Annotated in this window: 9 protein-coding genes and 1 pseudogene; 7 read left to right on the forward strand and 3 right to left on the reverse strand. The window is 48.0% G+C overall.

All coding sequences use genetic code 11. The features are described 5' to 3' along the window. Positions 1-7: 7 nt before the first annotated feature. On the reverse strand, positions 8-772 hold the full coding sequence (locus L6466_RS02935; RefSeq protein WP_237802142.1) for a nitroreductase family protein: 765 nt from the start codon (positions 770-772) through the stop codon (positions 8-10). Between the two features lie 15 nt (positions 773-787). Then, positions 788-2,230 carry an alanine/glycine:cation symporter family protein gene (locus L6466_RS02940; protein ID WP_237802141.1) on the reverse strand — a complete coding sequence of 481 codons (1,443 nt, stop codon included), beginning with the start codon at positions 2,228-2,230 and terminating at the stop codon, positions 788-790. Between the two features lie 349 nt (positions 2,231-2,579). On the opposite strand from L6466_RS02940, the pseudogene L6466_RS02945 reads away from it, so the two are divergent. The 6 genes and pseudogenes from L6466_RS02945 to L6466_RS02970 all read left to right on the forward strand — a co-directional run. After that, positions 2,580-3,026, forward strand: a pseudogene (locus L6466_RS02945) (adenosylcobalamin-dependent ribonucleoside-diphosphate reductase); the annotation flags it as partial. Positions 3,027-3,064: 38 nt separating this feature from the next. After that, the gene (folB, locus tag L6466_RS02950; RefSeq protein WP_237802140.1) at positions 3,065-3,445 is read left to right on the forward strand and encodes a dihydroneopterin aldolase; all 381 of its coding nucleotides are present in this window, start codon (positions 3,065-3,067) and stop codon (positions 3,443-3,445) included. Between the two features lie 55 nt (positions 3,446-3,500). Beyond that, entirely contained in the window at positions 3,501-4,781 is a 1,281-nt protein-coding gene (locus L6466_RS02955) for an N-acetylmuramoyl-L-alanine amidase family protein (RefSeq protein WP_237802139.1), read from the forward strand. Between the two features lie 23 nt (positions 4,782-4,804). Beyond that, on the forward strand, positions 4,805-5,707 hold the full coding sequence (locus tag L6466_RS02960; RefSeq protein WP_237802138.1) for an MlaD family protein: 903 nt from the start codon (positions 4,805-4,807) through the stop codon (positions 5,705-5,707). 289 nt (positions 5,708-5,996) lie between these two features. Further along, the gene (dnaA, locus tag L6466_RS02965; RefSeq protein ID WP_237802137.1) at positions 5,997-7,406 is read left to right on the forward strand and encodes a chromosomal replication initiator protein DnaA; all 1,410 of its coding nucleotides are present in this window, start codon (positions 5,997-5,999) and stop codon (positions 7,404-7,406) included. A gap of 64 nt (positions 7,407-7,470) precedes the next feature. After that, the gene (locus L6466_RS02970) at positions 7,471-10,323 is read left to right on the forward strand and encodes a hypothetical protein (protein ID WP_237802136.1); all 2,853 of its coding nucleotides are present in this window, start codon (positions 7,471-7,473) and stop codon (positions 10,321-10,323) included. Between the two features lie 20 nt (positions 10,324-10,343). Here L6466_RS02970 and L6466_RS02975 read toward each other — a convergent pair whose 3' ends face one another. Next, positions 10,344-12,761: a rhamnogalacturonan lyase gene (locus L6466_RS02975; protein ID WP_237802135.1), complete on the reverse strand. Its 2,418-nt coding sequence runs from the start codon at positions 12,759-12,761 to the stop codon at positions 10,344-10,346. Positions 12,762-12,982: 221 nt separating this feature from the next. On the opposite strand from L6466_RS02975, the gene L6466_RS02980 reads away from it, so the two are divergent. After that, positions 12,983-14,713 (forward strand): Ig-like domain-containing domain, encoded by a 1,731-nt coding sequence (locus tag L6466_RS02980; protein ID WP_237802134.1) that lies wholly within the window; start codon positions 12,983-12,985, stop codon positions 14,711-14,713. The last annotated feature ends 37 nt before the right edge of the window (positions 14,714-14,750 follow it).

Here is a 14,750-nt window from a genome sequence, read left to right on the forward strand (position 1 = left end):
GCTTCAATTAGAAGTGCCCTAATTTTATGGAGGGAGGAAGGAATCCCTGACGGATAAGGGCGTCAACGAGTCCTCTCGACATCGCTTCATTATCTTTGCGGGTATAACGGATGTCAGTAAAGATCTGTGCGAGTGTTTCTTTGTGGTTTATCTCCACGAAATGCTGGTTTTCAGGCAAAGCCTCCTTCGCAGCATAGTATCTGTCAATATCCATAGCCAGATAATCGTTGTAGGTCTCCTGGTGAATGAAACTCTCTAGTGGCAGACGGTCGGAGAGGGGAGGCTCTTCGGCTGGCCAGCCAACAGTGATGGTGGCTACTGGCATGACGAGTTGGGGAAGACGCAGAACGTCGATAATCTGTTGCGGCTGATAGACGGTGGTGCCCAGGTAGCAATAGCCCAGTCCCTCTTCATCAAAGAGGTTGCAGAGTGTCTGCGTGTAGAGCAGTGCATCAGTGGCAGCATTGATAAACGACAGGAAGTTGTCGTAGCCAGGATTGGCATTACGACAGCGTGCCCAGGTGGAAGTGCGGTTGAAATCAGCACAAATGGTGAGTACGACAGGTGCCTCGGTCACCATAGGCTGGTTGAAATGGGCTGGCGCCAACTTCGCCTTCATCTCGTTGGAGCGGGTGATGACTACACTGTAGAGCTGCAGGTTGCCCATGGTCTGTGTGCGTGCAGCCTCATTCATTAATCGGTTCAGCAGTTCCTCGCTGACCTCTTTCTCGCTGTATTTGCGGATACTGCGTCGTGTGAGTAAGTTTTTCATATCGATATCTTTTATTTATGATTCCCAGCAATCAAGTTCTTTTTCCAGTTCAGGTAGTAATTCCCTGTGGAATACAGGCTCTTTAATACCCTGGCGCTTCTGGTTGCGATAGTCGTCGAGCAGGCGGAAGGCATAGCGTCCCAGGAGCACGATGGCTATGAGGTTGCAGGCCGTGAGGAAGGCCATGAAGAAGTCAACGATATTCCATACCAGTTCAAAACTGGCCAAAGCACCGAATATGACCATCACGCCTGCAGAGAAAATACGGTATGTTGTCATCACTTTCGTGTTAGGGGTGATGAAACGGATATTGGCCTCACCGTAATAGTAGTTGCCAATGATACTTGAAAAGGCAAACAGGAAGATGGCAATGGCTACAAAGACGGGACCGGCGCTTCCCACCTCTGATTGTAGGGCCGACTGGGTGAGCGCTATGCCGTTAAGTTCTGGTACATGATATAGTCCGCTGATCAGGATGATAAATGCCGTGCATGAGCATACCAATAGTGTATCCGTGAAGACGCCCAATGCCTGGATGAGGCCTTGTTTGACGGGATGTGATACCGTTGCGGTAGCAGCCACGTTGGGAGCACTGCCCTCACCAGCCTCGTTGGAGAAAAGACCGCGCTTGACTCCATTCATGATGGTTGCGCCAATACCACCGCCAGCAATCTGTTCAATGCCAAAGGCATCAAGTACGATAACCTTGAAGACGTGGGGAATCAGGTTGATATTCATGGCGATGACAACAATCGCCAATACCACATAGCCAATAGCCATCACGGGTACCAGTACCGCACTGACATGTGCAATACGCTGGATACCGCCAAAGACAATGAATAGGCCGAGTCCAGCTAGTATGACTCCTACCCATGCTGGCGTCCAGCCGAAAGCTTCTTGCATGGCGCCGCAGATGGTGTTGGCCTGTATGGAGTTGTTGGATAGTCCGAACTGCAGTGTGATGAGTATGGCAAACAGCACAGCCATCCATCGCTGGTGCAGGCCCCGCTGGATATAGTATGCCGGTCCGCCAATGAACGAGTCTTTGTGTTTCTGCTTGAACAGCTGGGCCAAGGTTGATTCTACGAAGGCGGTGGCAGAACCTACCAAGGCAATAATCCACATCCAGAAGACGGCGCCTGGTCCTCCAATGGCGATGGCTGTAGCTACGCCTGCCAGGTTGCCAGTGCCTACACGGGTGGCTACAGAAACGGCAAAGGCCTGGAATGAGGAGATATGCTTCCGCTTGCCTGACTCTCCGTCTTTCTTTCCTCGTGTCTGATCCTCGACGGTATCTACTGCCGAGTCTGCCAGCAGGCGTATCATCTCGCCCACCATGCGGAATTGTACAAAGCGCGTGCGCCATGTAAACCATATTCCACATCCTACAAGTGCGAAGATTAATACATAGCCCCATACGGCATCATTTATGGAGGTAATCAGTTCGTTTAGTTCCATCGTTGTCTGTTCCAAGTCTTTTTGGTGCTTAATTTGGATGCAAAAGTACGAAAAAACGGACGCAAAACAAAAATTAGGTTTATTTTTCTTTGTTTTGTGTCCACTAAATAGTAACTTTGCAGCAATAAAAATGTCAAGATATAGATAAAGCAACAAAATGGATACACAGAAAAATACGTCGAGCGACGCAATACTTCAGGCGTTGGTAGCTGCCTATGGTGGCGAGGAACGTCTGGTTAGTGAACTGCTGAAACGTGAACAAGGCTGTAAGAAACCCGTTACGGAGGAACAGATGAAACGCTTGGGAGAGCATTTCCGTGATATACAACCTGTTGGAAATCTGAGTGCTTGCCTGGGCCCTCAGGTTACTGAGGTTCGTCCTATGGCACTGGAATGTGACGTGGTGCGTTTCCAGAACAACAAGGAGAAATGGGTGGCTCTGGTTGGTCTGCTCGACGGATACCCATACGAAATCTTCACAGGATTGCAGGATGATGACGAAGGTATCGTGCTGCCTAAGTCTGTGACTAAGGGTAAGATTGTCAAGCAGACAAATCCTGATGGCACTAAACGTTATGACTTCCAGTTTGAGAATACACGTGGCTATAAGATTACGGTAGAGGGTTTGTCGGAGAAATTCAATCCTGAATACTGGAATTATGCCAAACTGATCAGTGGCGTGCTGCGTTACAGGATGCCTATAGAGCATGTGATTAAGCTGGTTGGCTCGCTGCAGTTGCAGTCAGAGAGTATCAATACCTGGAAAAACGGCGTGGAGCGTGCCTTGAAGAAGTATGCACCGGGCAGTAGCGATGTTGATGATACGCAAGACGAATGAAACTGTCGGCGAGTAGTATATTCCTGAATGATGTACGCCTCTATGCCTATCATGGCGTATTGGAACAGGAGCGTAGGGTGGGAGGCGAGTATTCCGTCTCCTTGCGCGTACATTATAATATATATAAGGCGATGGAGTCTGATGACGTTTCAGACACGTTGAACTATGCCCTGCTGCTTGAACTCGTGAAACGGGAGATGGCTTGTTCTTCAAGCTTATTGGAACATGTGGTGGGCCGTATAGGAAAGGCTGTCTTCAAGGAATTTCCCCTGGCTGAGTCTGTAGACTTGACATTAACGAAACTGAATCCACCCATGGGGGCTGACTCTGCAGGAGCTGGAGTCAGTGTACATTTAATAAATGATAAAACTCTGTAATGATTGTCGGGTTTTTCGCAAAAAAGCCGTAATTTTGCAGTTGATTCTATAAAGTATGAGTAGAAAATTTTATGTTTTTCTATTGTTGATATGCTGTTTCGCCGTGACTTCATTTGCGGCGAAACGTCCATTTACGCTGGTGATTGATGCCGGCCACGGAGGTAAGGATGCAGGTGCTCCTGGAAAATACTCGTATGAGAAGAACATCAACCTGAAGGTGGCATTGGCTTTTGGACGTTATGTGGAGAAGAACTGTCCTGACGTGAAGGTCATCTATACACGTAAGACGGATGTGTTTATCCCTTTGCATGAGCGTGCCGCTATTGCCAACAGGAATAAGGCTGACGTGTTTATCAGTATACATACCAACTCTGTAGCCAGCAAGAAACCTATCTCGGGTCTGGAGACCTATACCATGGGTATGCGTCGCTCAGGCGAGAAACTCAGTGCTGCTATGCGTGAGAATGATGTGATCCTGATTGAGGATAATTATCAGCAGCATTATTCCGGTTTCGATCCCCGTTCACCTGAAAGCTATATCATGTTTGAGGTGCTCAACGATAAGAACATGCTGGAGAGTGTTGAACTGGCAAAGGGAATCCAGAAGAATGTCTGCCGCACGGCTAATCGTCCCAATAAGGGCGTGAAGCAGGATGCCTTCCTTGTGTTACGTGAGACATCAATGCCTGCCTGCCTGATAGAATTGGGTTATATTACGACACCATCGGAAGAGGCTTATCTGAATGCTCCAAGTAATCAGGAGGCCATGGGACGCGGTATCTATCAGGCTTTCGTGGAATACAAGGCCAGGGCTACCCATCAGCCTATGCCGGTAAAGGTGGAGGAGCCTGAAGTTCCTGAACAAAGCGTGAAGGAAGAAGCACCCGTCAAGCAGGAGGTCCAGGAAGCACCTGTTGTGCCAGCAGAAACACCGGAGGTTGCTGTGAAACAGGATGCACCAGCCAAGCAGGAGGCTCCAGTCAAACAGGAACAGCCTGTACAAAAAAAGACGTCTGTAAAGCCGGCACAGCCTGCAAAAGCTGATACCGTCAAGACGGTAGCCGTTGCTGCGCCTGTCTTCAAGGTTCAGTTCCTGGCAAGCAATACCAGGATTAAGGCGGGAGATGCCCGTTTCAAGGGATTGGATGGCGTAGACAGTTACCAGGAGGGTGGACTCTGGAAATATACTGTGGGCTCTACGGAGAGTTATGCGGAAGTCAGACAGCTCCGTGCACAAGTGGTAAAGGTGTTCCCTCAGGCATTTATAGTGGCTTTCAAGAATGGTGAGAAGATGGATACCCAGAAGGCCATCAGAGAGTCACAACAAAAGAAGTAAGAAATCTAATAAAATATTCGGCTATGAAATTTTTGACAAATGAGGTAAAAATAGCATTGGCTGCTATCGTAGGTATTGTCATTCTGTTTGCTGGCATGCAGTTTTTGAAGGGACTCAATATATTCTCTTCTGCAGATAAGTATTATGTACGTTTCACTGATATCAGTGGCTTGTCGGCCTCAAGTCCTGTTTATGCCAACGGATATAAGGTGGGCGTCGTAGAGAAAGTTCTGTACGACTATTCTCAGCCTAACAATATCGTTGCCGTGATGGGACTTGATAAGAATCTGATGTTGCCGAAAGGTACCAGAGCTGAGATATCAAGCGATCTGCTTGGAAATGTGAAATTGGAACTGAAGTTCGGCCCCAATCCTATTGACTTGGTGCAAAAAGGTGATACCATTGATGGTGGTATGGCCAGTGGATTGATGGATAAGGCTGCAGATATGATACCTCAGGTAGAAGTCATGTTGCCCAAGTTGGATTCTATTCTAGCCGCACTGAATACTTTGTTGCATGATTCTGCAATCACGCGTTCTGTCCATAACGTGGATCAGATTACGACAAATCTTGGTTCTACTACCAATGAACTGAACCAGTTGTCTTCACAGTTGAACCATCAGATGCCCCAGATGCTGGCAAAGGTGGATGGTGTGCTTACAAATACAGAGGGCGTGACCCGTCAGTTGAATGAGATGGATTTTGGAGCCACGATGCAGAAGGTAGACCGTGCTGTGGGTAACCTGGAGCAGACCACGGCTAAGTTGAACAGTAATGAAGGTACACTTGGATTGCTGATGCGTGATCCGGGTCTCTATAACAACATGAATGCTACGATGCGTAGTGCTGATTCATTGCTGATGGATATGAGACTGCATCCAAAACGCTATGTACACTTCTCTATTTTTGGCAGAAAAGACAGGTAAATTTAATTTTGTCTAAATAGTAAAATGGGCGGAAACGCCCATTTGCTATTTTGTAACTAGTTGAAAAATAGGTACTTTATATCCCACAAGGCCTTTTCTTGACGAAAAAGCGTGAAACACTATAATTACCCTAAATATAGCTAGTTACGTTATTTGTACACACATTATCTGTTTTTTAACTATTTGCAGGTTTCGATTTTTTTTGCGAACTTTGCACTCGCAAGTCATAATCTTGCCATTAAGGAATAGCGAATTTAATAGTAAACAACTAAAAAATAATAACGCCTAGATGCAAAATAGTCATAAGGCGCTTTGGGACAACTGCCTGCATCTCATCAGCCAGAACGTCACGAAGCAGATCTTTAAAACGTGGTTCGAGCCAATCGTCTTCGAGTCTTACGACGAGGAAGAGAAGACCGTATTGGTGCAGGTTCCAAGTCCGTATATCTACGAATACTTGGAGCAGTACTACGTGCGTCTGATGGCGTGGGCACTTCAGAATAGTTTCAAGGCTAATGTGCGTCTGAAGTACCGTTTGGTTACCGACAAGGAGAATAAGAAGAATCAGGAGTGGGAGAGTGATGCACCCAGTGATATCGAGGCACCCCGTCCAACAACACGTGGCAATAAGTCGCCTACGGTTCTTGATGCAGCCGTGCCCCAGAACTTGAATCCTCAGCTGGATCCCAAGAAGACGTTTGATAATTATATTGAGGGAAACTCCAATAAACTGCCACGCACGGTAGGTCTGTCTATCGCAGAGCATCCGGGTAAGTCGACCTTCAACCCATTCTTTATCTATGGTCCTTCCGGTTGCGGTAAGACCCATCTGATCAATGCCATTGGTGTGCAGTGCAAGCGTATGTATCCGCAGAAGCGTGTGCTTTATGTCTCTGCCCGTCTGTTCCAGGTACAGTTCACGGACTCTGTGCGTCAGAATACCACGAATGATTTCATTAACTTCTATCAGACCATTGACGTGCTGATTGTTGATGATATTCAGGAATGGGTTAATTCTCCCAAGACTTTGGATACCTTCTTCCACATCTTCGATCATCTGTTCCGCCTTGGCAAGCAGATTATTCTGGCAAGTGACCGTCCCCCTGTGGACTTGGTTGGCGTGAAGGACCGTCTGCTCACCCGCTTCTCTTGTGGTCTGATTGCAGAGCTTGAGAAACCTAACGTGCAGCTTTGTGTGGATATACTGAATTCAAAGTGCCGTCGTGATGGCTTGAAGATTCCTGTGGATGTGATCCAGTTTGTTGCCCAGACAGCCAACGGTTCTGTACGTGACCTGGAGGGTGTGCTCAATTCCCTGATGGCCTACAGTATTGTCTATAACTCTAATATTGACATGCACCTGGCTGAGCGCGTTATCAAGCGTGCCGTGAAGGTGGACAATCATCCCCTTACCATTGATGATATTCTGGAGAAAGTCTGTCAGCACTTTGGCGTCTCTCAGCAGCATGTGCTCAGTAAGAGTCGGAAGCGCGATTACGTACAGGTGCGTCAGGTATCAATGTATCTGGCTCAGAAATACACGAAGATGCCAGCATCACGTATCGGTCAGCTGATTGGTGGCCGTGATCACTCTACAGTGATTCACAGTTGCTCAGCTATCGAGCAGCGCATGAAGTTGGACAAGGCTTTCGTGGAAGAGTTGAATAGTATTGAACATTCTTTTAAACTGAAATCATAAAAATAGAAAAGGTTGGTTAAACGAAACCAGCCTTTTTTCGTCATACATATAAATGATGCGCACAATGACTAAATTACTACTCTCTATTCTGTTGCTCTCATTGACGGTTGTTAAGTCGTATGCAGGTGGCATTGATGATATCCGTCAGGCATTGGAACAGTCGTCGGCTTCACAGGTACAGGAAAAGGTATTTGTTCATACGGATAACCAGTGCTATTTCGTTGGTGACACACTGTGGTATAAGGCTTATGTCGTGAGGGCAGATAATCTGCAGCCCACCGATATGAGCCGTATTTTGTATGTGGAACTGTTGTCGCCAGACGGATTAGTCGTGGAGCGCCAGAATATTATCATCAACTCCCAGGGCTATACCTGCGGACAGTTCACGTTGCGCGACTCGCTCTATTCCGGCTATTATGAGTTGCGTGCCTATACCCGTTGGATGCTGAACTTCAACGTGCGTCATCACCGTTATCGCAGGGATGAGACATGGTCGTTCTATAATAAGCAGATGGCTGCCGACTATTTCCGTGTGTGGGATGGCCTCTATTCGCGTGTGTTCCCCATTTACAGTAAGCCGGAGGAGGCTGGCGACTACGACGTGCGCAGTATGTACCAGCGTCCGAAGACCCGTATCCCTAAGCAGAAGAAGGAAGACCTGATTGTGACATTCTACCCAGAGGGCGGCCATCTGATACAGGGCGTGGAAAACCGTGTGGCTTTCGAAGCCGTCAATCAGCATGGAGAGGCAGCCAATATCACGGGTACACTTAGTGCCGATGGTATGCCGGATATGGAAATCAAGACGGAGTATATGGGACGTGGCTCCTTTACGGTGACACCGTCGGATAAGCGTATCAAGGCCCGTTTTACTTTCCATGATAAAGAGTATAGCTTCAGTCTGCCAAAGGCTGAAAAGGAGGGCGTTGCCATACAACTGGAGGATAATCAGGTCACGATTCATATGCGCCAGCTGCTTCCTGAGTGTGAGTATGGCCTTTCTGTGCTGTGCAGGGGAAAGCTGAAGTATTTTACAGGTATCACAGGGTTTACTAGTACGACTAGTTCAACTAGTTTAACTAGTACAACCAGAATCACTCTTCCCATCGATTCCTTGTCTACTGGTGTGAATGACCTGACCATCTTTGACAGCAACGGTCAGATTCTGGCAGACCGCCTGTTCTTTGTTAATCGTCATGAGAATGATGGAAATATCGTCACAGCAGAGATCGATCCCACCCATACCTATCAGCCTTACGAGAAGGTTGACATCCCTGTGCAGTTGGCTTCAACGACAGAACCAACGGTATTCTCTCTTTCCATCTTTGATACCAATACGGATGAGCCAACCTATAATGATGGCAATATCATGACCGACCTGCTCCTTTCCAGTGAGCTGAAAGGTTTTATAGCTTACCCTGCCCATTATTTCGAGAGCGATGATGCTCTGCACCGCCGCCATCTGGACCTGCTGATGATGGTACAAGGCTGGCGTAAGTACAACTGGGCGGAACTGAGTGATACGGCTCGTCAGATGCGCTATCAGCCGGAAAAAGGCATGACGATAGAAGGTTATGTCTATAAGATGCTAAGCTTGAATGAAGTTGAACCCGACGAAATACTCAACTGGCAGGATGGCGTAGGTGTGCTGGGACGTAAGGCTGCAGAAGAACAAGACCCCGTTGATCCTTTTGGGGATAATACTGATAGTGAAGATGAACTGTTGTCATCTACGGATGAGATTCCTGACATGGAAGATACTTGGACATCGGCCTCGACTTTTGAATATGGTTCTATTGGTAATGCCAATGATCATCTGGGCGTCAATCATGGCAATCTGCGGCATGAGGTGCTGATAGAGGCTGAACTTTCTGTTGGTGGTGTCTTTGTTGGCGGTGTGCAGAAGACAGAGGGCGGTCATTTCCTTTTTGATGTGCCCCCATTCTATGGTAGCGCTTATCTGAATATGAAGGCCTATAAGGAGAATGACTCTATCAAGAAGAGTATGATGGCCAGGAAGGATTCGAAGGTCTTGGACGAGGATGCCTTCCCTGATTTCTATGTGAAGCGTGAGTTGTTCTTCCCCATGTACACTCATGACTATACCTATTACGAGAAACATCAGCCTGAATATACTGACGAGATGCTGATTGACACCGTGTCGGAATTCTCTATGGAGAATGATGTGCATCAGTTGCAGAATATTAATGTGAAAGGTCGTCGCCGTGGCCGCAGGGCTATTGACTGGAAAAAGCCTGCCTTTGTGATGGATGCCTATGACCTATATAATGAGATTACCGACAGAGGACTCTCGTTCGGTAAGCTTGATATGCGCCAGTTCCCCGTCCAGGTATGTAAGTATCTGTATGGAAATATGAACCGCTATGTGAAGTTCAATGTTGATGGACGTATTGACGGTTCAACTTATTATCGTAACTATTCCCCTGTTACGAATGGCGCTTCAGATGCAGAGAAGGCCGGTATCTTCCGTGCTAATCGCACCTCACAGTCGCTCTACAAGAAGCTGAAGTTGAAGCGCCTGCAGAATATCCGTGTGTTCTCTGACTATGAACCCCGTACAGAAGACTCCACAATGGTAGTCAGCAGCCTGTTGGCTGACGCTACGGTGGAGATGGAAACAATTCCCAATGATGGCGTGCAACCATCGTTCCGTGACCGTCATATCGTATTCCGGGGCTTCAATATGGCTGAGGATTTCTATCAGCCCGACTATAGCAACCGTTCGCTTGATGAGAAGCCAGCAGACTATCGTCGCACCCTCTACTGGAATCCCAATGCCGTGACTGATGAACAGGGACGTTTCACTGCCACATTCTATAATAACGGTAAGGAGACCCGCATACGAATGACCGCCGCCGGGGTTACCAGCGACGGTCGGTTGATGCATTCGAAATAAGTCTGTTCGAATTAAAACGTTTACGGTTTAACGAAAATCTTTTTAGCCCTATTGCCTTGGCGGATAATGTTGATGCCTGGCTTTAGGGCTTTTTGCTGTCGTCCCTGCAGGTCGTAATACAAATCGTTGGATACAGGCTCGTTGTTCACCATCTTTATACCAGTGGTATTTACCGAGTGAATCGTAATCGTATCGGCTACGCTGCCACCGCCCAGTTGCGTTAAGCCTATGGCAATCTCATAGTCGCCAGCCTGGTCTGCGACACCCTTCAGCGTGTATATCTTGCTGTTGGAGTCAAAAGAGCGCGTCATGCCATCGGGCAGAAGGTATGATTTCTTGGTACCATCAGGCAGGGTGCTGGTCTTCAGCGTCACCGACTTGACGTAGCGGGTCTTGATGTTAAATTCAAATTCCTCACCCATGTTGACGGTAAACTCTTTCTCCAGGAACAGTGGCTGCATGGCATCAGGCAGGTAGTAGCCCAGGTGAGGCGGCTGGTTGTAAGCCGTATTCTGCCAGCAGATACCCATACGATAGGTATGGTCATGCATGAGGGTAGGCATGCGATAGTTGCTGGTAGTGACAGTGCTGTAGATGTTCAGCGTGGCATTGTCGGTGGTACTCCAGAGGATAACCTCCTCACGCCAGTCGCCGAAGATATCTGCCGACAGGCACGGTGTCGCCTTTGTGCCGTTGCATGATGACGGACTGCCGATATTGCCAATCGGTGTGGAACCGACGCCCAGTGTAGAACCACCATATTTCGAGATGGTGGTACCGTCAAGCAGTTCGTCCTGCAAGTCGCCATCCCAGTAGATACGGAAGTTCATTGACGGCTTGCTGGTGCCCACCTGTGTTCCTGTGATGGCATTAAATGGGTTCTGGATGCGTGCACTGCTGTCAAATCCGCCATAAGCCGACCAGAATTCCTGTCCTCTCTTATCTGCTACGATGTCAGCAGCGCAGCCGCGTCCATTATCCTGTCCGCTCTGTCCGCCCTTCCATATAATCTCTCCGGTAGCAGCATCGTGCATATCCCAGGCATACGTACCTTTCTCCTCATGTACATCAAACAGTTCCAAACCTGGACGGTCCGGGTCGAGGTCGGCCAGATGGATAGCATCGCCGTGACCGAAGCCTACCGCATAGAGCATCTTTCCGTCGTCATCACATGCTGCCGAACCCCAGATAATCTCATCCTTTCCGTCGCCGTCGACATCAGCAACCGACATGTTGTGGTTGCCGTTGGCGTACATTGTGTAGCGTCCCAGTCCGGAGAAACACGTCTTTCCAGTATACGTCTTTGTGGTGCCACTGGCATCCATCACCTTGTACTGCGTCTTTGTGTCGCTCATGTGGAGCCAGCGTGTCTTCAGCTGAGTACCATCGAAATCCACTGCCCAGACATAGGCGTAGGTATAGTAGCCACGGCAGAAGATGCCGGAAGGATTGCTGTCGGGTCCGTCGAGATAGGCTGTGGCGGCGAGGTAGCGTTCGCCGCGGTTGCCATAGCTGGCCTTATCAGTCTTGCCCGAACGGTCATCCCAGTTGAACGAGCCCGTGGCCTCGCTCAGTTCGGCTTTCGCATTGCGGGTAGGGTAGTAGGCAATGGTGTGGATGGCTTCTCCTGTAAGGCCGTTGAACACGGTCAGATATTCCTGTCCGCCGTCAATGCGGCCATCGCTGTTGCGCCAGTCTTTTGTGTTTGATGCCGCCTTTATCTTCTCGTCGGTAGCCGCCTGATTCACGTAAAGCCCTTTACCGTCTTTTGATCCGGGTGCCGTCTTGCACATCAGCTCCGCCTTGCCGTCGCCGTCGTAGTCATATACCTGGAACTGCGTGTAGTGGGCACCGGCTCGGATATTTACCCCCAAGTCAATGCGCCACAGTTTGGTACCGTCAAGTTTGTAGCAGTCGATATAGACATTATCCGTCTTGCCGCCCTGGGAGTTATCTTTAGAGTTACTTGGGTCCCATTTCACGAATATCTCATATTGTCCGTCGCCATCGACATCACCCACCGAACAGTCGTTGGGCGAGTAAGTACCGCCTAAGGCTCCTGTGGCGGGACGGTCTAACGTCAGTGGCAAGTAATTCTTCGCCCATGGCTTCACGATACCAGACGTATCTATCGCCTCGCCGTTCACTTTCGTCACCACCTGATATTCAGAACTGGCGTTGCCACCCGTTGTCTCATAGCAAGTAGCATAGACATCCTTGGCGATAGCTGTGCCGTTGCGCAGGATGTCGAAACGCGTATCATCCTCATTATCTGTACCCAGCATACGCCACGAGATAAAATGTTTTGTGCTAGTCGATGGGATGACCGTGAGACCGCGATCCAATTTCTCCATCTGGCTCGCAGGCGTGTGTTGTGCCTGGATGCTAAGTGCCGTCAAAGACAATAGGGTCAATGTTTGTAGTTTGATTCTTTTCATATTTATCGTTAGTTTTTAATGTAGTATTCCTGTCTCATATATTTGCAAAGGTACACCTTTTATAATAAAGTTGAGATTGCAGAATGTTAAATCTTTTAAAATTTGAACTGTTTTATAAAAAGCTAATGGAAATTTATGTACCTTTGCAACGCTTCTGTGGTGTACGCACACTGTGGATTCTACCAAACTACGGATATATATCTAACTAAACATAAGTACTAATGAGAAAAATTTCTACGCTTGCCTTTATGGCATTTTTCTGCTGCATGAGCGCTATGGCTCAGGTAGTGCTGGGCGACATTAAGTTTAGTGTCAAGGATGGTGCTAAGCTGAATCCCACAACAGGTAAGATTACTGTGACATTCCCTGAGGTTACAGGTGTTGAGGATCCCACAGCTACGAACTTCGTGCTGGCTGGTGCTTTCAATGACGTTGATTTCGATGAAGTTGAAGGTTCTTTCGCTTCTGGTGTAACATTCGACCTTGGTGAATTTGAGTTGGAGCCAGGCACAGAATATACCCTGAAGATCACTTCAGTGAAGGTTGATGGTGCAGAACTCGCTGCTGAGGGTGGTTATAAACTGAACTTCAAGACTCGTGGTGCTGAGCGTAAGATGTCATGGACGTTTACGATTGATGCAGAGTCTGCTGCTCAGATTGTTACTGAAGGTTCTGCCAATGTTGCAGGTGCAGAGAATGAAGATGCCACCAAGTATATGGACATTCAGAAGAATGGTGCCACCACTCACCGTTTCTATGTGCCCGCTCGCAATTATGAGGAGATCCTGTTGCCTGACGGAACGGCTCTGCCTATGACTGAAGATTTGATGTTCAAGTTTGGTAACAAGGCATTCTATGTGGGTGACACAGAGGGCTCATACAAAGACCTTATTGCTTTCAATGGTAAGAACCAGTATATGATTATCCCCGATTGTAAGGCTGGTGATGTTATTACATTTAACGCAAACCGTGCTACGAAGGGTAGCGCCGATAAGCCAACAAATATTCAGGCTATGGATGGTGCTGCTATTGCTCCTGACGGTTTGGAATCTTCCAATGGCATTAAGGACTCCATCTGGTTGGGCTCATCTTATGCTAACTATAAGTTTGAGGTGCTGACAGATGGAGATGTTAAATTCTTCTTCAACAACTGTCTGATGAAGTCTATCACCATTGAAGAGGGTGTTGAGAAGAAGCCTTGCAAGTACAAGGTTGTGGCTGGTTACACAGAAGATGAAAAAACGACAATCCTGAAGGAACTCGTTGCTGAGACTGAGGGTATCACCAGTTCTACTGTAAAGGCTTACTATTCTTACTGGCTCGCTGACGAACAGGGCAACGTTTATACCTATGGTACAAAGGGTAATCCTTTCGAGGCTTCTTTCGACCTGAAGGGTGACACCACTTTCGTTATCAACTATAAGAAGACCGCTTTCGAGGGTTGTGTATTCCTTTCTGAGGGTGAGGATCTTCCCAATGCAGCTCTCTGCACAAGTAGCAATGCCGCTATCCGTTCTTCTATGGGTAAGGCAGCTTATTTTACAGAGGATTTGAAACTCGTGACCCTGCAGCCTGGTACTTACAAGGTACGCGCTATCACTGCTGACTATACCAGCAAGTCTGGTGGTTATGACTGCGTACTGACCAAGGGCGAGGGTGAAGAGAATGAGATTCACCTCGTTGCTACTGCTGATAACTGGAACGATATTGAGTCTGACCTCCTGACCATTACCGAGGCTACAGACATCACTCTGAAGGCCAGTGGTAATGAGAACCAGGGTATCGACGTTATCATGATCTACGCTTCTACTGATGCTCCTGAGGATCCCGATGGTATCAACGAGGTGAAGGACGCTAAGAAGGTTGTGGCCCGCAAGGTGGCTAAGGATGGTCGCATCCTGATCCAGACTGCAGCTGGTACCTTCAACGCTGTTGGTGTACAGGTAAAGTAATTCAAATATAACAATACGGCCACGAATTTCGTTGGAA

This window comes from Prevotella communis, from assembly GCF_022024175.1.
Lineage (GTDB): Bacteria > Bacteroidota > Bacteroidia > Bacteroidales > Bacteroidaceae > Prevotella > Prevotella communis.

What these genes read in the sequence shown, in the direction of transcription:
- L6466_RS02935 (WP_237802142.1), bottom strand. Translation starts at nt 772, where the DNA reads ATGAAAAACTTACTCACACGACGCAGTATCCGCAAATACAGCGAGAAA.
- L6466_RS02940 (WP_237802141.1), bottom strand. Translation starts at nt 2,230, where the DNA reads ATGGAACTAAACGAACTGATTACCTCCATAAATGATGCCGTATGGGGC.
- folB (WP_237802140.1), top strand. Translation starts at nt 3,065, where the DNA reads ATGAAACTGTCGGCGAGTAGTATATTCCTGAATGATGTACGCCTCTAT.
- L6466_RS02955 (WP_237802139.1), top strand. Translation starts at nt 3,501, where the DNA reads ATGAGTAGAAAATTTTATGTTTTTCTATTGTTGATATGCTGTTTCGCC.
- L6466_RS02960 (WP_237802138.1), top strand. Translation starts at nt 4,805, where the DNA reads ATGAAATTTTTGACAAATGAGGTAAAAATAGCATTGGCTGCTATCGTA.
- dnaA (WP_237802137.1), top strand. Translation starts at nt 5,997, where the DNA reads ATGCAAAATAGTCATAAGGCGCTTTGGGACAACTGCCTGCATCTCATC.
- L6466_RS02970 (WP_237802136.1), top strand. Translation starts at nt 7,471, where the DNA reads ATGACTAAATTACTACTCTCTATTCTGTTGCTCTCATTGACGGTTGTT.
- L6466_RS02975 (WP_237802135.1), bottom strand. Translation starts at nt 12,761, where the DNA reads ATGAAAAGAATCAAACTACAAACATTGACCCTATTGTCTTTGACGGCA.
- L6466_RS02980 (WP_237802134.1), top strand. Translation starts at nt 12,983, where the DNA reads ATGAGAAAAATTTCTACGCTTGCCTTTATGGCATTTTTCTGCTGCATG.